The 26,989-nt window shown below is 70.4% G+C and carries 23 protein-coding genes; 19 read left to right on the top strand and 4 right to left on the bottom strand.

Going from position 1 to position 26,989, the window contains the following annotated elements; translation table 11 throughout:
* Positions 1-8 precede the first annotated feature (8 nt).
* Together ACYVMZ_RS10900 and ACYVMZ_RS10895 are read right to left on the bottom strand one after the other, a co-directional pair.
* A complete protein-coding gene (locus ACYVMZ_RS10900; protein WP_461078118.1) occupies positions 9-1,676 on the bottom strand; it encodes a hypothetical protein in 1,668 nt (555 codons plus the stop codon).
* 190 nt (positions 1,677-1,866) lie between these two features.
* Positions 1,867-4,068: an elongation factor G-like protein EF-G2 gene (locus ACYVMZ_RS10895; RefSeq protein WP_461078116.1), complete on the bottom strand. Its 2,202-nt coding sequence runs from the start codon at positions 4,066-4,068 to the stop codon at positions 1,867-1,869.
* 645 nt (positions 4,069-4,713) lie between these two features.
* On the opposite strand from ACYVMZ_RS10895, the gene pgsA reads away from it, so the two are divergent.
* The 15 genes from pgsA to relA all read left to right on the top strand — a co-directional run bounded on the left by pgsA (position 4,714) and on the right by relA (position 20,089).
* On the top strand, positions 4,714-5,448 hold the full coding sequence (pgsA, locus tag ACYVMZ_RS10890) for a phosphatidylinositol phosphate synthase (protein ID WP_461078524.1): 735 nt from the start codon (positions 4,714-4,716) through the stop codon (positions 5,446-5,448).
* On the top strand, positions 5,445-6,365 hold the full coding sequence (locus ACYVMZ_RS10885) for a phosphatidylinositol mannoside acyltransferase (protein WP_461078114.1): 921 nt from the start codon (positions 5,445-5,447) through the stop codon (positions 6,363-6,365). Before pgsA ends, ACYVMZ_RS10885 begins: the two co-directional genes overlap by 4 nt.
* On the top strand, positions 6,362-7,525 hold the full coding sequence (locus ACYVMZ_RS10880; RefSeq protein ID WP_461078112.1) for a glycosyltransferase family 4 protein: 1,164 nt from the start codon (positions 6,362-6,364) through the stop codon (positions 7,523-7,525). Before ACYVMZ_RS10885 ends, ACYVMZ_RS10880 begins: the two co-directional genes overlap by 4 nt.
* Positions 7,526-7,699: 174 nt before the next feature.
* A complete protein-coding gene (locus ACYVMZ_RS10875) occupies positions 7,700-8,242 on the top strand; it encodes a LemA family protein (protein WP_461078110.1) in 543 nt (180 codons plus the stop codon).
* 138 nt (positions 8,243-8,380) lie between these two features.
* On the top strand, positions 8,381-9,286 hold the full coding sequence (gene pdxS, locus ACYVMZ_RS10870; protein WP_461078108.1) for a pyridoxal 5'-phosphate synthase lyase subunit PdxS: 906 nt from the start codon (positions 8,381-8,383) through the stop codon (positions 9,284-9,286).
* Between the two features lie 20 nt (positions 9,287-9,306).
* Positions 9,307-9,912, top strand: coding sequence for a pyridoxal 5'-phosphate synthase glutaminase subunit PdxT (gene pdxT / locus ACYVMZ_RS10865; RefSeq protein WP_461078106.1), 606 nt, complete (start codon positions 9,307-9,309; stop codon positions 9,910-9,912).
* 48 nt (positions 9,913-9,960) lie between these two features.
* Positions 9,961-10,713, top strand: coding sequence for a YebC/PmpR family DNA-binding transcriptional regulator (locus ACYVMZ_RS10860; protein ID WP_461078104.1), 753 nt, complete (start codon positions 9,961-9,963; stop codon positions 10,711-10,713).
* A gap of 113 nt (positions 10,714-10,826) precedes the next feature.
* Entirely contained in the window at positions 10,827-11,393 is a 567-nt protein-coding gene (gene ruvC, locus ACYVMZ_RS10855) for a crossover junction endodeoxyribonuclease RuvC (protein WP_461078102.1), read from the top strand.
* On the top strand, positions 11,390-11,995 hold the full coding sequence (gene ruvA, locus ACYVMZ_RS10850; RefSeq protein ID WP_461078100.1) for a Holliday junction branch migration protein RuvA: 606 nt from the start codon (positions 11,390-11,392) through the stop codon (positions 11,993-11,995). Before ruvC ends, ruvA begins: the two co-directional genes overlap by 4 nt.
* Positions 11,996-12,021: 26 nt before the next feature.
* Complete coding sequence (gene ruvB, locus ACYVMZ_RS10845; protein WP_461078098.1) at positions 12,022-13,092, top strand: Holliday junction branch migration DNA helicase RuvB; 1,071 nt, start codon at positions 12,022-12,024, stop codon at positions 13,090-13,092.
* Between the two features lie 186 nt (positions 13,093-13,278).
* Complete coding sequence (gene yajC, locus ACYVMZ_RS10840; RefSeq protein ID WP_461078096.1) at positions 13,279-13,782, top strand: preprotein translocase subunit YajC; 504 nt, start codon at positions 13,279-13,281, stop codon at positions 13,780-13,782.
* Positions 13,783-13,914: 132 nt separating this feature from the next.
* On the top strand, positions 13,915-15,693 hold the full coding sequence (gene secD / locus ACYVMZ_RS10835; protein WP_461078094.1) for a protein translocase subunit SecD: 1,779 nt from the start codon (positions 13,915-13,917) through the stop codon (positions 15,691-15,693).
* 3 nt (positions 15,694-15,696) lie between these two features.
* The gene (gene secF, locus ACYVMZ_RS10830; RefSeq protein WP_461078092.1) at positions 15,697-16,818 is read left to right on the top strand and encodes a protein translocase subunit SecF; all 1,122 of its coding nucleotides are present in this window, start codon (positions 15,697-15,699) and stop codon (positions 16,816-16,818) included.
* Complete coding sequence (locus ACYVMZ_RS10825; protein WP_461078090.1) at positions 16,815-17,354, top strand: adenine phosphoribosyltransferase; 540 nt, start codon at positions 16,815-16,817, stop codon at positions 17,352-17,354. The genes secF and ACYVMZ_RS10825 overlap by 4 nt, the downstream gene beginning before the upstream one ends.
* Before the next feature lie 194 nt (positions 17,355-17,548).
* Complete coding sequence (gene relA, locus ACYVMZ_RS10820; RefSeq protein WP_461078088.1) at positions 17,549-20,089, top strand: GTP pyrophosphokinase; 2,541 nt, start codon at positions 17,549-17,551, stop codon at positions 20,087-20,089.
* Between the two features lie 94 nt (positions 20,090-20,183).
* Here the strand turns inward: relA and ACYVMZ_RS10815 are convergent, their stop codons facing one another.
* Entirely contained in the window at positions 20,184-21,413 is a 1,230-nt protein-coding gene (locus ACYVMZ_RS10815) for a DUF349 domain-containing protein (protein ID WP_461078086.1), read from the bottom strand.
* Positions 21,414-21,548: 135 nt separating this feature from the next.
* Positions 21,549-22,391 (bottom strand): peptidylprolyl isomerase, encoded by an 843-nt coding sequence (locus ACYVMZ_RS10810; protein WP_461078084.1) that lies wholly within the window; start codon positions 22,389-22,391, stop codon positions 21,549-21,551.
* Between the two features lie 190 nt (positions 22,392-22,581).
* Between ACYVMZ_RS10810 and ACYVMZ_RS10805 the strand changes: the two genes are divergently transcribed.
* From ACYVMZ_RS10805 to ACYVMZ_RS10790, 4 genes are all read left to right on the top strand, one after another.
* A complete protein-coding gene (locus tag ACYVMZ_RS10805; RefSeq protein ID WP_461078082.1) occupies positions 22,582-23,289 on the top strand; it encodes an MBL fold metallo-hydrolase in 708 nt (235 codons plus the stop codon).
* Between the two features lie 11 nt (positions 23,290-23,300).
* Positions 23,301-24,563: a histidine--tRNA ligase gene (gene hisS / locus ACYVMZ_RS10800; RefSeq protein ID WP_461078080.1), complete on the top strand. Its 1,263-nt coding sequence runs from the start codon at positions 23,301-23,303 to the stop codon at positions 24,561-24,563.
* 223 nt (positions 24,564-24,786) lie between these two features.
* Positions 24,787-25,443, top strand: coding sequence for a vitamin K epoxide reductase family protein (locus tag ACYVMZ_RS10795; protein ID WP_461078078.1), 657 nt, complete (start codon positions 24,787-24,789; stop codon positions 25,441-25,443).
* A gap of 67 nt (positions 25,444-25,510) precedes the next feature.
* Entirely contained in the window at positions 25,511-26,869 is a 1,359-nt protein-coding gene (locus tag ACYVMZ_RS10790; protein WP_461078076.1) for a replication-associated recombination protein A, read from the top strand.
* The last annotated feature ends 120 nt before the right edge of the window (positions 26,870-26,989 follow it).

The following is a 26,989-nucleotide window of genomic DNA, read 5'->3' as shown; positions in this document are numbered from 1 at the left end:
CCGGAGGCCTACGCGTCGTACACGTCGGCCTTCTTGGGCGAAACGTCCTGCACCGCCCCACTGAGCACAGAGGACCTGGAACCGAACTTCTCCACATCCACCCCGTTCTCGCGGAGCACCTTCAGCGCCGACGCATGCACCACCCGCAGCACCGGCGCGGCGGCACGCAACGCGTCGTCCGCCATGAACCGATGCCGCCAGGGCTGGTCGGCCCACGCGTGCCGCAGGCCGAACGGCTCCGGGAGGGTCAGGCTGCCGCCGAGCCAGTTCAGCAGCGGCGGATACCAGGTCAGCGGAGCGCGCGCGGCCAGCCGTACCACCTCGTCGGTGTCGATCAGCGGCAGCTTCACCTTGCGGGTCTCCCAGAACCGGAGAGCCTTTTGCACCTCCTTCTCCTTGGCCGCGGGCTTCTCGTTGAACAGGGGGTTGATCGGGCCCAGGGCGTGGCCGGTGACCTCGATGCGCAGGGTGTCGTGCAGCACCGTGACCGTGATCAGCATGGTGATCACCAGGTGGCCGTCCCAGAGCGTCCACTGCACGCCGAGGTAGTGCCGGTCCCCGCTGCCGAACTGCTGCTTGTTGCAGATCTCCTGTATGGCGTGCGTCTTGACCGTGTACGCGTTCACGTCCGTGCCGCTCGGCCGGGACACCTCCGTGGCCTTCTCCCCGATCGGGGTGACGACCCAGTGCGTGATGGACGGCTTGGGGAAGCCGCCGGTGTTGATGGGCGTGCGTTCGAGCATGGCCAGCCCGCCCTGGATCGCGACGATGACGTCCCAGCTGCGGAAGGGATGGAAGTCCTTGCCGGGTTCTGCGGAGACCAGTTCCTCGGCCAGCTGCCAGCTGCCCCACCGCGTGCCCATGCCGAGTATGCCCTTGGGGCCGGCGTAGAAGACCGCGTTGGACCGCTGCTCGGCGCTGAGCCGGGCCAGCTCCTTGCGTACCTGCTCGGCCGCGTCGCCGGGGCTGCCCGGCACCGCCTCGGGGATCTTGGCGCCCACCGCGTTGCCCGACAGCAGGCTCGACCAGCGCTCCCGCAGGTCCCGCGCCGTGCGTTCGCAGATCTGCTTGGCCCAGAACCAGCCGACGACCGGCATGAGGATCGCCGCGCGTGCGTACCACCCCCAGAAGCCCGTGAACGGCATGCGGATCAGGAAGAGCACCGCGAGCGCGCCCACGGCGACCAGCAGGGTCGTGGCCAGGGCGCCGGCGCGTTTGTCCTCGCGCTTGCTCATCGTGCTGCGCAGCGTGAACACCATCAGCCACACGAGGAAGCCCGGCAGGAAGAGCACCCCGCACAGCACGGTCACGGCCGTGAGCCAGTTGTCGCGGTCGCGGCGGATGCGGTGGGCCGCCAGGCAGTGCTCCACGACGACCTGGGGTTCGATGCCGAAGGACTGGATGACCGGCTTGCGCCCGGCGCCCAGCATGCGGTCGATCACCGCACGGGAGAAGGCCTCACCGAACCTGGGGCGGAAGATCTTCGCCCAGGAGCGCGGCGGGGTGACCTTCGACTGGTGCCACTCGTTGTCGGCGTTCAGGATCTTGGTCACTTCGTCGTCGCGGTACGCCGCCGCGGCCAGCGCGAAGGTCGCCGCCGTCTGACCCGCCGAACCCGACAGGGGCACCTGGGCCCCTGGACTGAAATCGAATCCGTCCGTCACTGCCGCCCCCATCGCCGCCGCACCTGCACCTGCGGCCTTCCCGACTTCACTGCTCTGCACACCTGTTGATCAGGTCTCACACCGTTGATCAGGTCTTCAGCGTATCCGCAGACGCCGACATTCGTCGGCGGACGGCCCAGGCCGCCCGCCGACGCGGAGGAATGCGTTCCGCACAGGTGAGTTGGATGGTGCCTCAGGGCAACTACGCGGCGCCCTTGGCCTCTTCACGGACCCTTTCGGCGATCTGTGGCGGCATCGGCTCGTGCCGCACGTACCTGCGGCTGAAGCGCGCGGTGCCGTGCGACAACGACCGCAGGTCCACGGCGTAGCGGCCGATCTCGATCTCGGGCACCTCGGCGCGGACCAGCGTACGGCCGCCGGGTGCCTGCTCGGTGCCGAGCACCCGGCCGCGCCGCCCGGACAGGTCGCTCATCACGGCGCCCACGTAGTCGTCACCGGTGAGCACGCTCACCTCGGCCACCGGCTCCAGCAGGTGGATCTTCGCGTCGGCCGCGGCCTCCCGCAGCGCCAGCGCACCGGCCGTCTGGAAGGCGGCGTCGGAGGAGTCCACCGAGTGCGCCTTGCCGTCCAGCAGCGTGACCCGTACGTCGACGAGCGGGTAACCGGCGGCAACTCCCTTGGCGGCCTGGGCCCTTACGCCCTTCTCGACCGACGGGATGAACTGGCGCGGCACGGCGCCGCCGACCACCTTGTCCACGAACTCGATGCCCGAGCCGTTCGGCAGCGGCTCCACCTCGATCTCGCAGATGGCGAACTGCCCGTGCCCGCCGGACTGTTTGACGTGCCGGCCGCGCCCGGCGGCCTGGGTCGCGAACGTCTCCCGCAGGGACACCTTGTGCGGGACGACGTCGACCTGGACGCCGTACCGGCTGCGCAGCCGCTCCAGGGCGACGTCCGCGTGGGCCTCGCCCAGGCACCACAGGACCACCTGGTGAGTGTCCTGGTTCTGCTCCAGCCGCATCGTCGGGTCCTCGGCGACCAGCCGGGCCAGGCCCTGGGAGAGCTTGTCCTCGTCCGGCTTGCTGTGCGCCTGGATGGCGAGCGGCAGCAGCGGGTCCGGCATCTCCCACGGCTCCATGAGCAGCGGATCGTCCTTGGCGGACAGGGTGTCCCCGGTCTCCGCGCGGCTGAGCTTCGCCACGCACGCCAGGTCGCCCGCGATGACGTGCGACACCGGCCGCTGCTGCTTGCCGAAGGGTGTGGACAGGGTGCCGATCCGCTCGTCGACGTCATGGTCCTCGTGCCCGCGGTCGGCCAGGCCGTGCCCGGAGACGTGCACCGTCTGGTCGGCGCGCAGGGTGCCGGAGAACACGCGGATCAGCGAGAGCCGGCCGACGTACGGGTCGGATGAGGTCTTCACGACCTCGGCGACCAGCGGCGCGTCGGGGTCGCAGACCGTCTTCAGCTCGCGGGGCCTGCCGTCGGGCGTGGTCACCCGGATCGGCTCGCGCTCCAGCGGCGTCGGGAAGCCCCGGGTGATCAGCTCCAGCAGCTCCACCGTACCGAGCCCCTGGCGGGCGCCCTCAGCCGCGGGGGCGGCGGCCAGGACAGGGAAGAACACCCCACGCGCGACGGCTCGCTCCAGGTCCTCGATGAGCGTCTTGACGTCGACCTGCTCGCCGCCGAGATAGCGGTCCATGAGGGTCTCGTCCTCGCTCTCCGAGATGATCCCCTCGATCAGCCGGTTGCGGGCCTCCTCGATCAGCGGCAGCTGGTCCTCGCCGGGCTCGGACTCCTTGCGCTCGCCGGTCGAGTAGTCGTACAGCTTCTGCGACAGCAGCCCGATCAGCCCGGTCACGGGCGCGTGCCCGTCGGGTGCCTGCGGGCCGTGCAGCGGCAGGTAGAGCGGCAGTACGGCGTCGGGGTCGTCCGCGCCGAACGCCTCGGCGCAGATCCGCGTCATCTCCTCGAAGTCCGCCCGGGCGGCCTCCAGGTGCGTGATCACGATCGCCCGGGGCATGCCGACGGCCGCGCACTCCTCCCACACCATGCGGGTCGAGCCGTCCACGCCGTCGGAGGCCGAGACGACGAAAAGGGCCGCGTCCGCCGCTCGCAGACCGGCCCTGAGTTCACCGACGAAGTCGGCGTATCCGGGGGTGTCCAGAAGATTGATCTTGATGCCGTCCCATTCGACGGGCACCAGGGAGAGCTGTACCGAGCGTTGCTGCCGGTGCTCGATCTCGTCGTAGTCGGAGACGGTGCCGCCGTCCTCCACACGGCCCGCCCGGTTGATCGCTCCCGCCGTGAGGGCGAGAGCCTCCACCAGAGTCGTCTTGCCCGATCCGGAGTGGCCGACCAGCACCACATTCCGTACGGACTGGGGATGGTCGGCCGCCTGCGCCCTGCCGGCGGCTCCGGGGTGGTTCTGTGCCTTGTCGCCCATGATCCTGCCTCCCGTGCACGGTGAGGTCACTGTGGGCGCGGACACGCGGGGGCCGCGTGCTGGGCGGCTCCGGCGACGCCCGCGGTTGATTCGAGCTTTCCACTCCCGTCACGGTGCGTCCATACGAACGACGTCATCACGCCCGACGGGCGCTGTCGACGGCCCCGCCGGACGCCGACTGGCACCTGACGGTGAGGCCGGTGCGGCGGTCGCGGGATCCGGATGGCGGTTGTGTTTTGGTGCGGCGGTCGCGGGATCCGGACGGCGGTTGTGTTTTGGTGGGGCGCTCGCGGGGATCCGGATGGCGCTCTGTGTGCCCTGGTAGGGCCGGTCGCGGGTTGGGAGGGGCCATGAGGGGCCGCTCGCGCGTTCAGGGCGTCCGTCGGCTCTGGTGGCCTGCTCGCGGCCCCCTGATGGCGACTGTGGCCGGCCGCGTGGATCCGGCCGACCAGCCCCGGCGGGACTGCCTGTAGCCGCGCGACATCGGCCGCACCGGGCGCCCGGGTTCCCACCGGGCGGCCATCCGGTTCCGCTGCCCGCAGATCGCGTACGGCGGTCCCGCTCGGCCGCCCACCGGTCCAGGACGGCCGCCCCCGTCCGCCTGTGCGGGCGCCCGGCCGTCGCCCACGCGCGCGCGTGGCTACGATGGGCCAGCCGGTGGTCAGCAGGGGCCAGCCGGCGACACCGACCCTCGGGAAGGCCATGCTGAACAAGTACGCGCGTGCATTCTTCACGCGTGTCCTCACACCGTTCGCCGCGTTTCTCATCCGGCGGGGCGTCAGCCCCGACACGGTCACGCTCATCGGCACCGCCGGTGTGGTCGCGGGCGCACTGGTCTTCTACCCCCGGGGCGAGTTCTTCTGGGGCACGGTCGTGATCACGCTGTTCGTCTTCTCCGACCTCGTCGACGGCAACATGGCCCGCCAGCTCGGCCGCTCCAGCCGCTGGGGCGCCTTCCTGGACTCCACGCTCGACCGGGTCGCCGACGGCGCGATCTTCGGCGGCTTCGCCCTGTGGTACGCGGGCGGCGGGAACGACAACATCCTGTGCGCCGTGTCGATCTTCTGCCTGGCCAGCGGCCAGGTGGTGTCGTACACCAAGGCTCGTGGCGAGTCGATCGGCCTGCCGGTCGCGGTCAACGGGCTCGTCGAGCGGGCCGAGCGGCTGGTGATCTCGCTGGTCGCGGCTGGTCTGGCGGGCTTCGAGACATTCGGCGTGCCCGGCATCCACGTGCTGCTGCCCATCGCCCTGTGGATCGTCGCCGTCGGCAGCCTCGTCACGCTGATCCAGCGGGTCGTCACCGTCCGCCGCGAGTCCGCCGAGGCGGAGGACGCGGCCGCCGCGCAGCAGGAGAGCCGGGGGAGCGAGGCGGCCAAGTGAGCGCCCAGGACCGTCTGACCGACGCGCTGTACGGCCTCGGCTGGAGCACCGTCAAGAAACTCCCCGAGCCGGTCGCCGTACGGCTCGGGCGGACCATCGCCGACCTCGCCTGGAAACAGCGCGGCAAAGGCGTGCGGCGGCTGGAGAGCAACTACGCGCGCGTGGTGCCCGATGCGAGCCCCGAGCGGCTCGCCGAGCTCTCGCGCGCGGGCATGCGGTCGTACCTGCGCTACTGGATGGAGTCCTTCCGGCTGCCCGCCTGGAGCGCCGAGCGCATCAGGGCGGGCGTCGACGTGCAGGGCCTGCACTACCTGACCGAGGGCCTCGCCGCCGGCAAGGGCGTCGTCCTCGCCCTGCCGCACCTGGCCAACTGGGACCTCGCCGGCGCCTGGGCCACCACCCACCTCGGCATCCCGTTCACGACGGTCGCCGAGCGCCTGAAGCCCGAGACGCTGTACGACCGGTTCGTCGCCTACCGCGAGGGCCTCGGCATGGAGGTCCTGCCGCACAGCGGCGGCGCCGCCTTCGGCATCCTGGCCAGGCGGCTGCGCAACGGCGGCCTGGTCTGCCTGGTCGCCGACCGCGACCTGTCCGCCTCCGGCATCGAGGTCGAGTTCTTCGGCGAGACCGCCCGGATGCCCGCCGGACCCGCCCTCCTCGCCCAGCAGACGGGCGCCCTGCTGCTGCCCGTCACCCTCTGGTACGACGAGACGCCCGTCATGCGGGGCCGCGTCCACCCGCCGATCGAGGTACCCGGGTCAGGTACCCGCGCCGAGAAGACGTCTGTCATGACACAGGCGCTGGCCGACGCCTTCGCCACGGGGATCGCCGACCATCCGGAGGACTGGCACATGCTGCAGCGCTTGTGGCTCAAGGACCTCGATCCCGCGACGTCTGCCGAGAAGGGGACCGCGTGAGAATCGGCATCGTCTGCCCGTACTCCTGGGACGTACCGGGCGGCGTCCAGTTCCACATCCGCGACCTCGCCGAGTACTTCATCCGGCTCGGCCACGAGGTGTCCGTCCTGGCCCCCGCCGACGACGACACCCCGCTGCCGCCGTACGTCGTCTCGGCCGGCCGCGCCGTGCCGGTGCCGTACAACGGCTCGGTGGCCCGCCTCAACTTCGGCTTCCTCAGCGCCGCCCGCGTGCGCCGCTGGCTGCACGACGGCGCGTTCGACGTGATCCACATCCACGAGCCGACCTCGCCCTCGCTGGGCCTGCTGACCTGCTGGGCGGCCCAGGGCCCGATCGTCGCCACCTTCCACACGTCCAACCCGCGCTCGCGGGCCATGATCGCCGCGTACGCGATCCTCCAGGCCGCCCTGGAGAAGATCAGCGCGCGGATCGCGGTGAGCGAGTACGCCCGCCGCACCCTCGTCGAGCACCTGGGCGGCGACGCGGTGGTCATCCCGAACGGCGTCGACGTCGACTTCTTCGCCAACGCCGAACCCAGGCCCGAGTGGCAGGGCGACACCATCGGCTTCATCGGACGCATCGACGAGCCCCGCAAGGGCCTGCCCGTCCTGATGAAGGCCCTGCCGAAGATCCTCGCCGCGCGCCCGCAGACCCGGCTGCTGGTCGCCGGGCGCGGCGACGAGGAGGAGGCCGTGGAGAGTCTGCCGAAGGAACTGCGTTCCCGCGTCGAGTTCCTCGGCATGATCAGCGACCAGGACAAGGCCGGTCTCTTGCGCAGCGTCGACCTGTACGTCGCCCCCAACACCGGCGGTGAGAGCTTCGGGATCATCCTGGTGGAGGCCATGTCCGCCGGCGCCCCCGTCCTCGCCTCCGACCTGGACGCCTTCGCCCAGGTCCTCGACCGGGGGGCGGCCGGGCAGCTGTTCCCCAACGAGGACGCGGACGCGCTCGCCGAGGCGGCCGTGCGGTTGCTGGAGGACCCGGCGCGGCGGGCGGAGCTGCGCAAACGGGGCAGCGCCCACGTACGGCGGTTCGACTGGTCGACCGTCGGCGCCGACATCCTGTCCGTCTACGAGACGGTGACGGCCGGAGCGGCGGCGGTGGCCGCGGACGAGCGGACGACGGGACTGTGGGCGCGGTTCGGGCTGGCGCGGGACTGACCATGGAGCGCGGGGCCGAGTCGGCCATAGATCGCAGGGCGGAGCCGGCCCCACTGGCCGCAAGGCGGATCCGATCCGACCACTGGCCGCAAGGCGGATCCGACCACTGATCTCAGGGGCCGATCCGACCACTGATCTGAGGGGCCCGGTGCGGTCCCGTTAGTCTTGCCGCCCGTGACCGCAACCCTCATCTGGATCCTCGTCGCCCTCGTGGCGATCGGCCTGTACCTGAGCTGGACGGCGGGACGGCTGGACCGGCTGCACGCCCGCATCGACGCCGCGCGCGCCGCGCTCGACGCCCAACTGCTGCGCCGGGCCTCGGTCGCCCAGGAACTGGCCACCTCAGGGGTGCTCGACCCGGCCGCCTCGATCGTGCTCTACGAGGCCGCGCACGCCGCCCGGCAGGCCGAGGAGGAGCAGCGGGAGGTCGCCGAGAGCGAGCTGAGCCAGGCCCTGCGGGCCGTGTTCGCGGAGGCGCCGCAGGTGGAGGCCGTACGGCAGGCGCCCGGGGGCGAGGAGGCGGCCCGGGAACTGACCGAGGCAGTTCGCAGGGTGCCCATGGCCCGGCGCTTCCACAACGACGCCGTACGCGCGGCCCGGGCGCTGCGCCGGCACCGCAAGGTGCGCTGGTTCCGGCTGGCCGGCCACGCGCCGTTCCCGCTGGCCTTCGAGATGGACGACGAGCCCCCGGCAGCCCTGGTGGACCGGTCCGCCTAGCTGCGGCTTTCCCGTGATCCACAGAGGATCCGGAAAAAAAGGATCCACCGGCTTCCCATTGGCCCTTGCTGTGGCCTGGTCCACTCACGTTTCCTCGGTGCTGCAGAAAACCCTCTTTCACTTCAGTGAGGTCAACCCGTGTCCATCACCGAGAACCAGGCTCCCGAGACCGGCACCGCCCGCGTGAAGCGCGGCATGGCGGAGCAGCTCAAGGGCGGCGTGATCATGGACGTCGTCACCCCGGAGCAGGCGAAGATCGCCGAGGACGCGGGCGCCGTCGCCGTCATGGCCCTCGAGCGGGTCCCGGCCGACATCCGCAAGGACGGCGGCGTGGCCCGCATGTCCGACCCGGACATGATCGAGGGCATCATCGACGCCGTCTCCATCCCGGTCATGGCCAAGTCCCGCATCGGCCACTTCGTCGAGGCCCAGGTGCTGCAGTCCCTCGGCGTCGACTACATCGACGAGTCCGAGGTCCTCACCCCGGCCGACGAGGTCAACCACTCCGACAAGTGGGCCTTCACCACGCCGTTCGTCTGCGGCGCCACCAACCTGGGCGAGGCCCTGCGCCGCATCGCCGAGGGCGCCGCGATGATCCGCTCCAAGGGCGAGGCCGGCACCGGCAACGTCGTCGAGGCCGTGCGCCACCTGCGCCAGATCAAGAACGACATCGCCCGCCTGCGCGGCCTGGACAACCACGAGCTGTACGCCGCCGCCAAGGAGCTGCGCGCCCCGTACGAGCTCGTCAAGGAGGTCGCCGAGCTCGGCAAGCTCCCAGTGGTCCTCTTCTCCGCCGGCGGCGTCGCCACCCCGGCCGACGCGGCCCTGATGCGCCAGCTCGGCGCCGAGGGCGTCTTCGTCGGCTCCGGCATCTTCAAGTCCGGCGACCCGGCCAAGCGCGCCGCCGCCATCGTGAAGGCCACCACGTTCTACGACGACCCGAAGATCATCGCGGACGCGTCCCGCAACCTCGGCGAGGCCATGGTCGGCATCAACTGCGACACCCTCCCCGAGTCCGAGCGCTACGCCACCCGCGGCTGGTGATCACACCTGGTGCTGACCCCATGAACACTCCTGTCATAGGCGTCCTGGCCCTCCAGGGCGACGTACGGGAGCACCTCATCGCCCTGGCCGCGGCCGACGCCGTGGCCAGGCCGGTGCGGCGCCCCGAAGAGCTCGCCGAGGTCGACGGTCTGGTCCTCCCCGGCGGCGAGTCCACCACCATCTCCAAGCTGGCCGTCCTGTTCGGCCTGATGGAACCGCTCCGCACGCGCGTGCGTGCCGGCATGCCCGTCTACGGCACCTGCGCCGGCATGATCATGCTCGCCGACAAGATCCTCGACCCGCGCTCGGGCCAGGAGACCATCGGCGGCATCGACATGATCGTGCGCCGCAACGCCTTCGGACGGCAGAACGAGTCCTTCGAAGCGGCGGTCGACGTCAAGGGCGTCGAAGGCGATCCTGTGGAGGGCGTCTTCATCCGCGCCCCCTGGGTGGAGTCCGTCGGTGCCGAGACCGAGGTGCTCGCCGAGCACGACGGCCACATCGTCGCGGTCCGCCAGGGCAACGCGCTGGCCACGTCGTTCCACCCGGAGCTGACCGGCGACCACCGCGTGCACTCCCTGTTCGTCGACATGGTGCGCGCCGACCGGACAGCGGAGTCCTTGTAGGATCTCAGGCGTTCGTAGAGAGTTGGGTAACGCGAAGGAGACAGGCAGATGTCCGGCCACTCTAAATGGGCCACGACGAAGCACAAGAAGGCCGTCATCGATGCCAAGCGCGGCAAGCTCTTCGCGAAGCTGATCAAGAACATCGAGGTCGCGGCCCGCATGGGCGGTCCCGACCCCGACGGCAACCCGACGCTGTACGACGCCATCCAGAAGGCCAAGAAGTCGTCGGTCCCCAACAAGAACATCGACTCCGCGGTCAAGCGCGGCGCGGGCCTGGAGGCCGGCGGCGCCGACTACGAGACGATCATGTACGAGGGCTACGGCCCGAACGGCGTGGCCGTGCTCATCGAGTGCCTCACCGACAACCGCAACCGCGCCGCCTCCGAGGTCCGCGTCGCCATGACCCGCAACGGCGGCTCCATGGCCGACCCGGGTTCGGTGTCGTACCTGTTCAACCGCAAGGGCGTCGTGATCGTCCCCAAGGGCGAGCTGACCGAGGACGACGTGCTGGCCGCCGTGCTGGACGCGGGCGCCGAGGAGGTCAACGACCTCGGGGAGACCTTCGAGGTCATCAGCGAGGCCACCGACCTGGTCGCGGTCCGCACCGCCCTGCAGGAGGCCGGCATCGACTACGACTCCGCCGACGCCAACTTCGTCCCGACCATGCAGGTCGAGCTGGACGAGGAGGGCGCCAAGAAGATCTTCAAGCTGATCGACGCGCTCGAGGACAGCGACGACGTGCAGAACGTCTTCGCCAACTTCGACGTCAGCGACGAGATCATGGAGAAGGTCGGCGCGTAACGCCGCCGCGGGCTCCACAGGCTCAACGGGCCGACGGGACACACCCCGTCGGCCCGTCGCGTTGTCGGTGGCACCCGATAGCCTGCACAAACAGGCGATCGAAGGGAGGGGCCGTGCGCGTACTGGGGGTGGACCCGGGACTGACGCGATGCGGTATCGGCGTCGTCGAGGGAGTCGCGGGGCGGCCGCTGACGTTGCTGGGCGTCGGCGTCGTCCGCACGCCGGTGGACGCCGAGCTGGGCCACCGTCTCGTCGCCATCGAGCAGGGCATCGAAGAGTGGCTGGACGAGCACCGGCCCGAACACGTCGCCGTGGAGCGGGTGTTCAGCCAGCACAACGTACGGACCGTCATGGGCACGGCCCAGGCCAGCGCCGTCGCCATGCTGTGCGCCGCCCGCCGCGGCATCCCCGTCGCCCTGCACACCCCCAGCGAGGTCAAGGCCGCCGTCACCGGCTCCGGCCGCGCGGAGAAGGCACAGGTCGGCGCCATGGTCACGCGTCTGCTGCGGCTCGGCGCGCCGCCGAAGCCCGCCGACGCCGCCGACGCCCTCGCGCTCGCCATCTGCCACATCTGGCGCGCCCCCGCGCAGAACCGGCTCCAGCAGGCCGTCGCCCTGCACACATCGAAAACCCCGCGCACGGCGCAAGCCCCGCACGCATCGAAAGGCCGTACGGCATGATCGCCTTCGTCAGCGGCACGGTCGCCGCACTCGCTCCCGACGCCGCGGTGGTCGAGGTCGGCGGTGTCGGCATGGCCGTCCAGTGCACCCCGAACACGCTGTCCACGCTCCGGATCGGCCAGCCCGCCAAGCTCCACACGTCCCTCGTCGTCCGCGAGGACTCCCTCACCCTGTACGGCTTCGCGGACGACGACGAACGGCAGACCTTCGAGCTGCTCCAGACGGCCAGCGGTGTCGGCCCCCGCCTGGCACAGGCCATGCTCGCGGTGCACAGCCCCGACGCCCTGCGGCGCGCCGTGTCGACCGGCGACGAGAAGGCCCTCACCGCCGTCCCCGGCATCGGCAAGAAGGGCGCCCAGAAACTCCTCCTGGAACTGAAGGACCGCCTGGGCGAACCTCTCGGTGCCCCCGCCGTCGGTGCTCCCGTCAGCACCGGCTGGCGCGACCAGCTGCACGCAGCCCTGATCGGCCTCGGGTACGCGACCCGCGAGGCCGACGAGGCCGTCGCCGCCGTCGCCCCGCAGGCCGAGGCCGCCGGGGGCACCCCGCAGGTCGGCCAGCTGCTGAAGGCGGCCCTCCAGACGCTGAACCGCGCCCGATAGCCATACGGAAAACCGAGGCACACCACATGAACTGGGACGACACGACCGACACCGCCGCCTCCGAGCGGCTGGTGGGCTCTGTCGCCGACCGCGAGGACCAGGCCGTCGAGGCCGCCCTGCGCCCCAAGGACCTGGACGAGTTCATCGGCCAGGAGAAGGTCCGCGAGCAGCTCGACCTCGTGCTGCGCGCCGCACGCGCGCGTGGCGCCACCGCCGACCACGTGCTGCTCTCCGGCGCCCCCGGCCTCGGCAAGACCACCCTGTCGATGATCATCGCGGCCGAGATGGGCGCCCCCATCCGCATCACCTCCGGCCCCGCCATCCAGCACGCCGGCGACCTCGCGGCGATCCTGTCCTCCCTCCAGGAGGGCGAGGTCCTCTTCCTCGACGAGATCCACCGCATGTCCCGGCCCGCCGAGGAGATGCTGTACATGGCGATGGAGGACTTCCGCGTCGACGTCATCGTCGGCAAGGGACCGGGCGCCACGGCGATCCCGCTGGAGCTGCCGCCCTTCACCCTCGTCGGCGCGACCACCCGCGCGGGCCTGCTGCCGCCCCCGCTGCGCGACCGCTTCGGCTTCACCGCCCACATGGAGTTCTACGAACCGGCCGAACTGGAGCGCGTCATCCACCGCTCGGCGAGCCTCCTCGACGTCGAGATCGAGCCGGACGGCGCCGCCGAGATCGCCGGCCGCTCCCGCGGCACCCCCCGCATCGCCAACCGTCTGCTGCGCCGGGTACGCGACTACGCCCAGGTCAAGGCCGACGGAGTGATCACGAAGGAGATCGCCGAAGCGGCCCTGGCGGTCTACGAGGTCGACGCCCGCGGCCTCGACCGCCTCGACCGGGCCGTGCTTCAGGCCCTGCTCAAGCTGTTCGGCGGCGGACCCGTCGGCCTGTCCACGCTCGCCGTCGCGGTGGGGGAGGAGCGTGAGACCGTGGAGGAGGTCGCCGAACCCTTCCTCGTACGGGAGGGCCTGCTCGCCCGCACCCCGCGCGGCCGGGTCGCCACACCCGCCGCATGGGCGCATCTCGGCCTCACCCCGCCCCGCTCGCAGGCCACCGGAAACGGACAACAGGACCTGTTCGGGGCGTGAGGGCCTCGTGTCGGCGCCGTGACGGCGAGCTCAGTGGCCGGAGCAGGAACCCCGGTGCCATGCTGAGCGTTGTTCCATGCGCGCGGACTCGCTTAGACTCCGCCGATGCCGCCTTTGTCGGCGGCACACAAACCCCCAACCATCAGGCCGCTCAGCATCGCGGTCGTGTGAAGGAAGTACCGACCCGTGAGTCTCGTGACCCTCCTCCCGTTCATCGTGCTCATCGGGGCCATGTTCCTGATGACCCGGTCGGCCAAGAAGAAGCAGCAGCAGGCCATCGAGATGCGGAACCAGATGCAGCCCGGTTCCGGCGTCCGCACCATCGGGGGCATGTACGCCACGGTCAAGGAGGTCAACGAGGACACGGTCCTCCTCGACGCCGGTCCGGGCGTCGAGCTCCTCTTCGCCAAGAACTCGATCGGCGCCGTCCTGTCCGACGACGAGTACAACCGCATCGTCCACGGCATCGAGCACGACCTGAAGGCGGACGCCGACGTCGTTCCGGACGACGCCTCCTCCCTCACCGAGACCGACGAGCACGCCGCCGACGCTGCCGCCGCCTCCGACGACAAGTCCGTCGACCTCGGCAAGAAGGACGTGGCCGACGAGCCGGCCGACGAGGCCGTGGCCGACGAGGCGAAGACGGACGCACAGCCGAAGAAGACCGACGGCGACTCCGAGGCGAAGTAGTGGAGTCCCGGGGCGCGCGGGCCAGACCTGCGCGCCCCGGGGCATGCCCTGCTCGCCGGGGATCCCGACACCATGTCATGGCCGCCCGCCCGAAGACCCGGCGCGAGGCGGCCCGAGAGGGAGTACGAGAAGGTGGCAGCACCTAAAAAGGGCCGGAGCGCGAGCGCCCAGAGCAAGCCAGGGCGCTCGCTGGCCCTGATTCTGATCGCCATCGCGGCGCTCACCGGAGGGATGTTCGCCTCCGGGCACACCACTCCGCGTCTCGGCATCGACCTCGCCGGCGGGACGAGCATCACGCTGGAGGCGAGGAACGAGCCCGGTCAGCCCAACGCGATCAACAAGACCAACATGGACACCGCGGTCTCGATCATGGAGCGCCGCGTCAACGGTCTTGGCGTGCAGGAGGCCGAGGTCCAGACCCAGGGCGATCGCAACATCATCGTCAACATCCCCAAGGGCACCAACTCCCAGCAGGCCCGGGACCAGGTCGGCACCACCGCCAAGCTCTACTTCCGTCCGGTCATCGCCACCGAGATCTCCGGCGCCGCCGGCACGCCCACTCCCACGCCGAGCGCCTCCGGCAGCCCCACGAAGGGCGCCACCGACAAGGACAAGGCCACGGACACGGCCTCCCCGTCCGCAGCCGGCTCCGCCAGCCCCTCGGCGAGCGCCACCACACAGGGCCGCGCGGTCACCGACGCCCTGAAGGCGGACGCCACCCCGTCCGCGAGCGCCTCGCCCGGCGCGAAGGCGAGCCCGTCCCCGTCCGCGACCGGTGGCACCACCGGTGACGCGGACAGCAAGCTCCAGGCGGAGTACGCCGCGCTCGACTGCACCAAGGAAGCCGTCCGCGCCAAGGCCGGTGACGGCGCCAGGCCGACCGACTCCACCGTGGCCTGCGGCCAGAACTCCCAGGGACAGTGGCAGAAGTACATCCTCGGTCCCGCCGCGGTCGACGGCACGGACGTGAAGAAGGCCCAGGCCATCATCGACACGCAGACCGGCGCGGGCTGGACCGTCCAGATGGACTTCACGGACAAGGGCTCCAAGAAGTTCGCGGACATCACCGGCAAGCTGGCGCAGAACCCGTCCCCGCAGAACCAGTTCGCCATCGTCCTGGACGGCGAGGTCGTCTCCGACCCCTACGTCAGCCAGGCCCTGACCGGCGGCAACGCGGAGATCTCCGGTAACTTCACCCAGGAGTCCGCCCAGAGCCTCGCCAACATGCTGTCCTACGGCGCGCTCCCGCTCTCCTTCCGGGAGGCGAGCGTCACCACGGTGAGCCCCGCCCTCGGCGGTGAGCAGCTCGAGGCCGGTCTGATCGCCGGCGCGATCGGACTCGCCCTGGTCGTCCTCTACCTGCTGGTCTACTACCGCGGCCTGTCGTTCGTCGCGATCCTCTCGCTGCTGGTCTCCGCCGCCCTCACCTACACGATCATGTCGCTGCTGGGCCCGGCCATCGGATTCGCGCTGAACCTGCCGGCGGTGTGTGGCGCCATCGTCGCGATCGGCATCACGGCGGACTCGTTCATCGTGTACTTCGAACGCATCCGGGACGAGATTCGCGAAGGCCGTTCGCTGCGCCCCGCCGTCGAGCGGGCCTGGCCGCGCGCCCGGCGCACCATCCTGGTCTCCGACTTCGTGTCGTTCCTCGCCGCGGCGGTGCTGTTCATCGTCAGCGTCGGCAAGGTCCAGGGCTTCGCCTTCACGCTCGGCCTGACCACCCTGCTCGACGTGGTCGTCGTGTTCCTCTTCACCAAGCCCCTGATGACCCTCCTCGCCCGCAGGAAGTTCTTCGCGAACGGCCACCGCTGGTCCGGCCTCGACCCGAAGAGCCTGGGTGCCAAGCCGCCGCTGCGCCGCACCCGCCGTCCCTCCGCCCCCGCCCCCGTCGAACCGAAGGAGGCGTGAGAGATGTCGAAGCTCGGCAACCTCGGCGCCCGACTGCACCGTGGCGAGATCGGCTACGACTTCGTCAAGAACCGCAAGATCTGGTACGGCGTCTCGATCCTGATCACCATCACCGCCATCCTCGGCCTGACGGTGCGCGGCCTGAACATGGGCATCGAGTTCCAGGGCGGGGCGGTCTTCAACACCCCGAAGACCAGCGTGTCGGTCTCCCAGGCCGAGGAGTACGCGGAAGAGGCCGCCGGCCACGACGCGATCGTCCAGAAGCTCGGCAACGGCACCCTGCGCATCCAGGTCGCCGGTATCGACACCGACCAAGCCGACCAGATCAAGGAGGTCCTTGCCAAGGACCTGAAGCTCGACGCGGAGCGGATCAACGCGGAGCTGGTCGGCCCCAGCTGGGGTGACCAGATCGCCAACAAGGCCTGGCAGGGCCTCGGCATCTTCCTGGTCCTCGTCGTGATCTATCTGGCGATCGCCTTCGAGTGGCGCATGGCGATCGCCGCGTTCGTCGCCCTGATCCACGACATCACCATCACCGTCGGCATCTACTCCCTCGTCGGCTTCGAGGTCACGCCCGGCACGGTGATCGGTCTGCTGACCATCCTCGGTTACTCGCTCTACGACACGGTCGTCGTCTTCGACAGCCTCAAGGAGCAGACGAAGGACATCACCAAGCAGACCCGCTGGACCTACAGCGACGTCGCCAACCGCTCGATCAACAGCACCCTGGTGCGTTCGATCAACACCACGGTGGTCGCGCTGCTGCCGGTGGCGGGCCTGCTGTTCATCGGCGGCGGTGTCCTCGGCGCCGGCATGCTCAACGACATCTCGCTGTCGCTGTTCGTCGGCCTCGCGGCCGGTGCGTACTCGTCGATCTTCATCGCCACGCCGCTCGTCGCCGACCTCAAGGAGCGCGAGCCGCAGATGAAGGCCCTCAAGAAGCGCGTCCTCGCCAAGCGGGCCCAGGCCACGGCCAAGGGCGAGCCCCTGGAGAGCCAGGTCGCCGACGAGCCGTACGACGACGAGCCCGAGGACGCTGACGCCGCTCCCGCCGTCGTCGGCCCGCGCAACCAGCCGGCGTCCCGCAGCCGGGGCCGCGGCCGACCCTCGGGGAAGCGCCGATGACGGACATCAAGGAGCTGCTGCTCAGCCGCATCCGTGATGTGGCCGACTACCCGGAGCCGGGCGTGATGTTCAAGGACATCACGCCGCTCCTGGCCGACCCGTCGGCGTTCACCGCGCTCACCGACGCCCTCGCCGAGATCGCCGAGCGCACCGGCGCCACCAAGATCGTCGGCCTGGAGGCCCGCGGCTTCATCCTCGGCGCCCCGGTCGCCGTCCGCGCGGGCCTCGGCTTCATCCCCGTACGCAAGGCGGGCAAGCTCCCCGGAGCCACCCTCAGTCAGGCGTACGACCTGGAGTACGGCTCGGCGGAGATCGAGGTGCACGCGGAGGACCTGACCGGTGAGGACCGCATCCTCATCGTCGACGACGTCCTCGCCACCGGCGGCACGGCCGAGGCCTCGATCCAGCTGATCCGCCGGGCGGGCGCCGAGGTCGCGGGCCTCGCGGTCCTGATGGAGCTCGGCTTCCTCGGCGGCCGCACCCGCCTGGAGCCGGCCCTGGACGGCGCCCCGCTTCAGGCGCTGCTCACGGTCTAGAAACCCCTGAGCAAGACGGGGAACAGCGGCACGACACCGCGGAGGCGGGCCCGGAGGAATCCGGTGCCCGCCTCTGGCGTTTCTCGGGTAGACGGCTCTCACATCGGCCGGAAGGGGATCCTGGGGCGCCGGATCGCTACCATGGGGTTTCCGGAGCCTGACCGGGGGACCCGGATCGCGCACGAGGAGTCCTCTTGCCAGACGAGGCCCAGCACCTGACCGCCGCCAAGCCCGAGTCCGCCTCGGCAGCGACGGCGAAGCCCGCGCCGAACGCGCCCCACGCGAAGAACGACACGCGCGGGCCGGTCGAGCACGCCCAGTCCGCGCCCGTCGACAAGCCGGCCGAACAGCCTCGCCCCAAGCCCGCCCCACCCGAGCGTGCCGCCTCGAACCCGCCCGTGGTCCGCCCGCCCGCCGGGCAGCCCGCCCGCACCGGCTCCTCCAACCGCGTCCGCGCCCGCCTCGCCCGCCTCGGCGTCCAGCGTGCCAACCCGTACAACCCGGTGCTGGAGCCGCTGCTGCGGATAGTGCGCAGCAACGACCCCAAGATCGAGAACGCGACGCTCCGTCAGATCGAGCGCGCCTACCAGGTCGCCGAACGCTGGCACCGCGGCCAGAAACGCAAGAGCGGCGACCCGTACATCACGCACCCGCTCGCCGTCACCACCATCCTCGCCGAGCTGGGCATGGATCCGGCCACGCTGATGGCGGGCCTGCTGCACGACACGGTCGAGGACACCGAGTACGGCCTGGAGGACCTGCGTCGCGACTTCGGTGATGTGGTCGCCCTGCTCGTCGACGGCGTCACCAAGCTGGACAAGGTCAAGTTCGGCGAGGCCGCGCAGGCCGAGACCGTGCGCAAGATGGTCGTCGCCATGGCCAAGGACCCCCGCGTCCTGGTCATTAAGCTCGCCGACCGCCTGCACAACATGCGCACCATGCGCTACCTCAAGCGCGAGAAGCAGGAGAAGAAGGCGCGCGAGACCCTGGAGATCTACGCGCCGCTCGCCCACCGCCTGGGCATGAACACCATCAAGTGGGAGCTGGAGGACCTCGCCTTCGCGATCCTCTACCCCAAGATGTACGACGAGATCGTCCGCCTGGTCGCCGAGCGCGCCCCGAAGCGCGACGAGTACCTGGCCATCGTCACCGACGAGGTGCAGCAGGACCTGCGGGCGGCCCGTATCAAGGCGACCGTCACCGGCCGCCCGAAGCACTACTACAGCGTCTACCAGAAGATGATCGTCCGCGGCCGTGACTTCGCGGAGATCTACGACCTGGTGGGCATCCGCGTCCTCGTGGACACCGTCCGCGACTGCTACGCGGCCCTCGGCACCGTGCACGCGCGATGGAACCCGGTCCCCGGCCGGTTCAAGGACTACATCGCGATGCCCAAGTTCAACATGTACCAGTCGCTGCACACGACGGTCATAGGACCGGGCGGCAAGCCGGTCGAGCTCCAGATCCGCACGTTCGACATGCACCGCCGCGCCGAGTACGGCATCGCCGCGCACTGGAAGTACAAGCAGGAGGCCGTCGCCGGCGCCTCCAAGGTCCGCACCGACGCGCCCAAGACGTCCGCCAAGGACAAGGACGCCATCAACGACATGGCGTGGCTGCGGCAGCTGCTGGACTGGCAGAAGGAGACCGAGGACCCCAGCGAGTTCCTGGAGTCCCTGCGCTTCGACCTGTCCCGCAACGAGGTCTTCGTCTTCACCCCCAAGGGCGACGTCATAGCGCTCCCGGCCGGTGCCACCCCGGTCGACTTCGCGTACGCGGTCCACACCGAGGTCGGCCACCGCACCATAGGAGCGCGGGTCAACGGCCGTCTCGTCCCGCTCGAATCGACGCTGGACAACGGCGACCTGGTCGAGGTCTTCACCTCCAAGGCGCCCGGCGCGGGCCCCTCCCGCGACTGGCTCGGCTTCGTCAAGTCGCCGCGTGCCCGCAACAAGATCCGGGCGTGGTTCTCCAAGGAGCGCCGCGACGAGGCGATCGAGCAGGGCAAGGACGCCATCGTCCGCGCGATGCGCAAGCAGAACCTGCCGATCCAGCGCATCCTGACCGGCGACTCCCTGGTCACGCTCGCGCACGAGATGCGCTACGCGGACATCTCCGCGCTGTACGCGGCGATCGGCGAGGGCCATGTCTCCGCGCAGAACATCGTGCAGAAGCTCGTCCAGGCCCTCGGCGGCGAGGAGGCCGCCAGCGAGGAGATCGACGAGACGGTCCCGCCGGCCCGCGGCCGCAGCCGCAAGCGCCGCTCCAGTGCCGACCCGGGCGTCGTCGTCAAGGGCGTCGACGACGTGTGGGTCAAGCTGGCCCGCTGCTGTACGCCCGTCCCCGGCGACCCCATCATCGGCTTCGTCACGCGTGGTAGCGGCGTATCGGTTCACCGCAGCGACTGTGTGAACGTGGAGTCATTGTCCCGCGAGCCCGAGCGCATCCTCGAGGTCGAGTGGGCACCCACCCAGTCCTCGGTGTTCCTCGTCGCCATCCAGGTCGAGGCCCTGGACCGCTCCCGGCTCCTGTCGGACGTCACACGCGTGCTGTCCGACCAGCACGTCAACATCCTCTCCGCGGCCGTCCAGACCTCCCGCGACCGCGTCGCCACCTCCCGCTTCACCTTCGAGATGGGCGACCCCAAGCACCTCGGACACGTCCTGAAGGCCGTGCGGGGTGTGGAAGGCGTGTACGACGTGTACCGGGTGACGTCGGCGCGCAGCAGGTCCTGAGCGCAGCAGGTCGTAAGGCCGTACGCGCACGAAAAACACGCACACGAAAAGGGGCTCCCGTACACGTACGGGAGCCCCCTCTGCCTGGGCGACCTCAGCCGCCGAACTCCTGCAGCCCCTTCAGGGCCTGGTCCAGCAGCGCCTGGCGGCCCTGAAGCTCCCTCTCGAGCTTGTCGGCCTTGGCGTTGTTGCCCTGCGCCCGCGCCTGCTCGATCTGGCCCTTCAGCTTGTCCACGGCGGCCTGGAGCTGGCCGGTCAGACCCTCGGCACGCGCGCGTGCCTCCGGGTTCGTCCGGCGCCACTCGGCCTCCTCGGCCTCCTGCAGCGCCCGCTCGACCGCGTGCATCCGGCCCTCGACCTTCGGCCGGGCGTCGCGCGGCACGTGGCCGATGGCCTCCCAGCGCTCGTTGATCGAGCGGAACGCGGCCCGCGCCGCCTTGAGGTCCTGGATCGGCAGGAGCTTCTCGGCCTCCTCGGCCAGCTCCTCCTTCAGCTTCAGGTTCTCCGCCTGCTCGGCGTCACGCTCCGCGAAGACCGAGCTGCGCGCGGCGAAGAACACGTCCTGCGCGCCACGGAAGCGGTTCCACAGGTCGTCTTCGTGCTCGCGCTGAGCGCGGCCGGCGGCCTTCCACTCGGCCATCAGCTCGCGGTACCGCGCGGCCGTCGGACCCCAGTCCGTCGAGTTCGACAGCGCCTCGGCCTCGGCGACCAGCCGCTCCTTGGTCTTGCGGGCCTCCTCGCGCTGCGCGTCCAGCTGCGCGAAGTGCTGCTTGCGCCGCTTGGAGAACGCCGACCGGGCGTGCGAGAAGCGGTGCCACAGCTCGTCGTCGGACTTGCGGTCCAGCCGCGGCAGACCCTTCCACGTGTCCACCAGGGACCGCAGCCGCTCACCGGCCGCCCGCCACTGGTCGGACTGCGCCAGCTCCTCGGCCTCGGCGACCAGCGCCTCCTTGGCCTTGCGCGCCTCGTCGGACTGCCTCGCCCGCTGCGCCCTGCGCTCCTCACGGCGCTTCTCCACCAGCTCCACGAGCTTGTCCAGCCGGACCCTGAGGGCGTCCAGGTCACCCACCGCGTGGTGCGCGTCGACCTGCTCCCGCAGGTGGTCGATCGCGGCCATGGCGTCCTTGGCCGACAGGTCGGTGGTCTTCACTCGCTTCTCGAGGAGGCCGATCTCGACAACCAGGCCCTCGTACTTGCGCTCGAAGTAGGCCAGCGCCTCCTCAGGGGAGCCGGCCTGCCAGGAACCGACGACCTTCTCGCCGTCGGCCGTCCGCACGTACACGGTCCCCGTCTCGTCGACGCGGCCCCACGGGTCGCTGCTCACAGCGCCTCCTCCACATGATGCCTGCGGAGGGCTTCAGGACCCCCGGGCATCGTCCACAGTTTCGTCACGGCCAACATAGGCGACCGGCGGGCGGCCTGTCCGCATCCCGCGCGACCGAAATTTCGCAGTTCGGGGTCAGGATTTCGTGACCGTCGCCTTGTTGATCACGACGGTCGCGTTGGGTGCGGTGTTGCCCGTCTGAGGGTCGGGCGCCTGCGCTCCGGCGGAGGCGATCTTCTTGAGGACCTTCATGCCCGCCTCGGACACCGTACCGAACGGCGTGTAGTCGGGCGGCAGCTGACTGTCCTGGTAGACCAGGAAGAACTGGCTGCCTCCGGTGTCACGCCCCTGCTTCGTCTGCGCGTTGTACTGGTTGGCCATCGCCACCGTGCCCGCCGGGTACACGCCGTTCTTGAGGCTCTTGTCCTTGAGGTTCTCGTCCGGGATCGTGTAGCCGGGACCGCCCATCCCGGTGCCCTGCGGGTCGCCGCACTGCAGGACGTAGATGCCCTGGTCGGTGAGCCGGTGGCACTTGGTGTGGTCGAAGTAGCCCTTGCCCGCGAGGAAGTTGAACGAGTTGACGGTGTGCGGCGCCGCCGACGCCTTCAGCGCGATGTCCATCTCACCGCACGTCGTGTCCAGCTTCATCGTGTACTTCGCCGACTTGTCGATGGTCATCGCCGGCTCCTTCTTCCAGGTCTCCGACTTGACCTTGCCCGGGCCGGGCTTCTGGCACGGGTCCGGCGCCTTGCTGGTCGCGCTCGGGGTGACCTCCGCGCTCGCGTTGGTCTTGTCGTCGTCCTTGTCGAGTACCCCGGTCGTGTACAGCGCGAGGCTGCCCACCAGGACCACGCCGAGGACCGACGCGATGACCGAGTTGCGGATCCGCGCCTTGCGCCGCGCCTCGGTGCGCCGCTGCTGCTGCCGCAAGAACTTCTCCCGGGCGAGCTGACGCCGCCGCTGCTCCTGGCTGACCACCGGGTTCTCTCCTCATGCGTCTCGTGTGTCGACCGGTACGCGTGCGTCCTTGTCGACCGACGTCAACCGACCGCCTGCGTGTGCCCCGTACCGTATATGGGTTCGCTGCGGAATCGGCAGCGCCGGTAGGCTCTGACCACGGGCGCAGCCCCGCCGCAAGCCTCCCGTATCGACACAACGAAGGACGATCGTGCTCATTGCCGGGTTCCCCGCCGGGGCCTGGGGGACGAACTGCTATCTCGTCGCCCCCGCCGCCGGTGAGGAGTGCGTGATCATCGACCCGGGCCACGAGGCGGCCCCAGGAGTCGAGGACGCACTCAAGAAGCATCGGCTCAAGCCCGTCGCCGTCGTCCTGACCCACGGCCACCTCGACCACGTGGCCTCGGTCGTCCCGGTGTGCGGCGCACACGACGTACCGGCCTGGATCCACCCCGAGGACCGGTACATGATGAGCGACCCCGAGAAGGCGCTCGGCCGTTCCATCGGGATGCCGCTGCTGGGCGAGCTGACCGTGGGGGAGCCGGACGACGTCAGGGAGCTGACCGATGGCGCGAAGCTTCCGCTGGCGGGCCTGGAGCTCACCGTCTCGCACGCGCCGGGCCATACCAAGGGGTCGGTGACCTTCGGCATGCCCGAGGCGGCGGACATCCCACCGATCCTGTTCTCGGGCGACCTGCTGTTCGCCGGCTCCATCGGACGCACCGACCTGCCCGGCGGTGACATGACCGAGATACTCGACTCGCTGGCCCGCGTGTGCCTGCCGCTCGACGACTCGACCGTGGTGCTGTCCGGCCACGGCCCCCAGACGACCATCGGCCAGGAGCGCGCCACCAACCCGTATCTGCGGCAGGTGGCCGCCGGCCTGCGAGCCGGTGAGGCTCCCCGACGAGGAATGTGACGAGACCTTCCGTGAGCACCTTCAAGGCCCCCAAGGGCACGTACGACCTGATCCCGCCGGACAGCGCCAAGTACCTCGCCGTGCGCGAGGCGATCGCCGCGCCGCTGCGCAACTCCGGCTACGGCTACATCGAGACGCCCGGCTTCGAGAACATCGAGCTGTTCGCGCGCGGGGTCGGCGAGTCCACCGACATCGTCACGAAGGAGATGTACGCCTTCGAGACCAAGGGCGGCGACAAGCTGGCCCTGCGCCCCGAGGGCACGGCGTCCGTGCTCCGCGCCGCGCTGGAGGCGAACCTGCACAAGGCGGGCAACCTCCCGGTCAAGCTCTGGTACTCCGGCTCGTACTACCGCTACGAGCGCCCCCAGAAGGGCCGCTACCGCCACTTCTCGCAGGTCGGCGCCGAGGCGATCGGCGCGGAGGACCCGGCGCTGGACGCCGAGCTGATCATCCTGGCCGACCAGGCGTACCGCTCGCTCGGCCTGCAGAACTTCCGGATCCTCCTCAACAGCCTGGGCGACAAGGAGTGCCGCCCGGTGTACCGGGCCGCCCTGCAGGACTTCCTGCGGGGCCTGGACCTCGACGAGGACACCCTGCGCCGCGCGGAGATCAACCCGCTGCGCGTGCTGGACGACAAGCGCGAGTCGGTCCAGAAGCAGCTGGGGGACGCCCCGCTCCTGCGCGACTACCTCTGCGACGCCTGCAAGGCGTACCACGAGGAGGTCCGCGAGCTGATCACCGCCGCGGGCGTCTCCTTCGAGGACGACCCGAAGCTGGTGCGCGGTCTGGACTACTACACGCGGACGACCTTCGAGTTCGTCCACGACGGCCTCGGCTCGCAGTCCGCGGTGGGCGGCGGCGGCCGGTACGACGGCCTGTCCGAGATGATCGGCGGCCCCGCGCTGCCGTCGGTGGGCTGGGCCCTCGGCGTCGACCGGACGGTCCTGGCCCTGGAGGCCGAGGGCGTCGAACTCGAACTCCCCGCCACCACCAGCGTGTTCGCCGTCCCGCTCGGCGAGGAGGCCCGCCGGGTGCTGTTCGCGAAGGTCATCGAGCTGCGCAAGAACGGCATCGCGGCGGACTTCTCCTACGGCGGCAAGGGCCTCAAGGGCGCCATGAAGAACGCCAACCGCAGTGGTGCCCGTTACGCGATCGTGGCGGGGGAGAGGGACCTCGCCGAAGGCGTCGTCCAGCTCAAGGACATGGAGTCCGGCGAACAGCAGGCGGTCGGCGTGAACGAAATCGTGGCCGAACTGGAGGCACGGCTGGGCTGAGCCGACGCCGGGCAGCAGCGGGGGCAGGGGCAGGGCCGGAGGGGAGCTCGCCCCCGTCGTTCGTTCACGTGTGCTGTCCTGCAACACGCGTCGGCCGGAACCGAACCCTCAGGGACGACCGTGCGTACTTCCTTATGTCCACTGAACGGTGGACACGCGCGCGTGTGCGGCACAATGGCCCTGCCCGAAGATGTTCCAGCTCTCAAGTGACGGAATCGGCGTGATGAGCAAGACGACAGTCAACGACGTCTCCACGGAGCCCGAGCCAGTGCGCGCCGGCACCGCGCCGCGCACCGAGGGTGGCAGCCGGGCCCTCGCCCTGCTCCTGGTGATCACCGGGGCGGCCGGGCTGCTCGCCGCGTGGGTCATCACGATCGACAAGTTCAAGCTGCTCGAGGCAAAGGTGGAGGGCAAGACCTTCACCCCGGGATGCAGCCTCAACCCCGTCGTCTCCTGCGGCAGCGTCATGGAGAGCGAGCAGGCCGCCGCCTTCGGGTTCCCCAACCCGATGCTCGGCCTCGTCGCCTACGGCATCGTCGTCTGCGTCGGCATGAGCCTGCTCGCCGGGGCCCGCTTCCCGCGCTGGTACTGGCTCACCTTCAACGCGGGCACCCTCTTCGGCGTCGGCTTCTGCGCCTGGCTGACGTTCCAGTCGCTGTACCGGATCAACGCGCTGTGCCTGTGGTGCTGCCTGGCCTGGGTCGCCACGATCGTCATGTTCTGGTACGTGACGTCGTTCAACATCCGCAAGGGCTTCCTGCCCGCCCCGAACTGGCTGAAGAACTTCTTCGGCGAGTTCACCTGGGTCATGCCGGTGCTGCACACCGGCATCATCGGCATGCTGATCCTGACCCGCTGGTGGGACTTCTGGACCAGCTGACCTCCGGCTCCCGGCCCGGTTGACGCGGCCCGCCGCGTTGTCAGTGCCGTGATTTAGGGTTTCCAGCGTGGAGCCCGACCTGTTCACCGCCGCCGCAGAAGAACGCCAGGAGAAGGAGCCGACCAGCAGCCCCCTGGCCGTCCGGATGCGCCCGCGCACCCTCGACGAGGTCGTGGGCCAGCAACACCTGCTGAAACCGGGCTCGCCCCTGCGCAGGCTCGTCGGCGAGGGCACCTCCGGCAGCCCGGCCGGTCCCTCCTCGGTGATCCTGTGGGGCCCGCCCGGCACCGGCAAGACGACCCTGGCGTACGTCGTCTCCAAGGCCACGAACAAGCGCTTCGTCGAGCTGTCGGCGATCACCGCGGGCGTCAAGGAGGTCCGCGCGGTCATCGACGGCGCCCGCCGCGCCTCCGGCGGCTACGGCAAGGACACCGTCCTCTTCCTCGACGAGATCCACCGCTTCAGCAAGGCCCAGCAGGACTCCCTGCTCCCGGCCGTCGAGAACCGCTGGGTCACCCTGATCGCCGCGACCACGGAGAACCCGTACTTCTCGGTCATCTCCCCGCTGCTGTCCCGCTCCCTGCTGCTGACCCTGGAACCCCTCACGGACGAGGATGTCCGCAGCCTCATCAAGCGGGCCCTGGCCGAGGAGCGGGGACTGAACAACGCGGTCACCCTCCCCGAGGACACCGAGAACCACCTTTTGCGCATCGCCGGCGGCGACGCCCGCCGCGCCCTCACGGCCCTGGAGGCCGCCGCCGGGGCCGCCCTCGACAAGGGCGAGACGGAGGTCTCCCTCACGACCCTGGAGGAGACGGTCGACCGGGCGGCGGTGAAGTACGACCGCGACGGCGACCAGCACTACGACGTGGCCAGCGCCCTGATCAAGTCCATCCGCGGCTCCGACGTCGACGCCGCCCTGCACTACCTGGCCCGCATGATCGAGGCCGGCGAGGACCCCCGCTTCATCGCCCGCCGCCTGATGATCTCCGCCAGCGAGGACATCGGCCTCGCCGACCCGGGCGCCCTGCCCATCGCGGTCGCCGCCGCCCAGGCCGTCGCCATGATCGGCTTCCCCGAGGCCGCTCTCACCCTCAGCCACGCCACCATCGCCCTGGCCCTGGCCCCCAAGTCCAACTCCGCGACCACCGCGATCGGCGCCGCCCTGGACGACGTACGCAAGGGACTGGCGGGCCCGGTGCCGCCGCACCTGCGCGACAGCCACTACAAGGGCGCGGGCAAACTCGGGCACGGGCAGGGATACGTGTACCCGCACGACCTGCCCGAGGGCATCGCCGAGCAGCAGTACGCGCCGGACGCCCTGAAGAACCGCGAGTACTACACACCGACCCGGCACGGTGCCGAGGCGCGGTACGCGGACGCCGTGGAGTGGACCAGGAAACACCTCGGTCGAAAGCAATCCTGAGCACCCTGTAGACTTGCCCGAAGTGCTGCGTCCCGTGTCCGGCACCTCAAAAAGGGGTCGGCATCACCAGAGCGGGACATCCAGCCGGAGATCCGGACCTCCGGATCTCCAGGAGCGTCG

The organism is Streptomyces deserti (genome assembly GCF_054782695.1).
The sequence above is the reverse complement of the archived record's forward strand: the minus strand, read 5'-3'. Positions and strand labels throughout refer to the sequence as shown.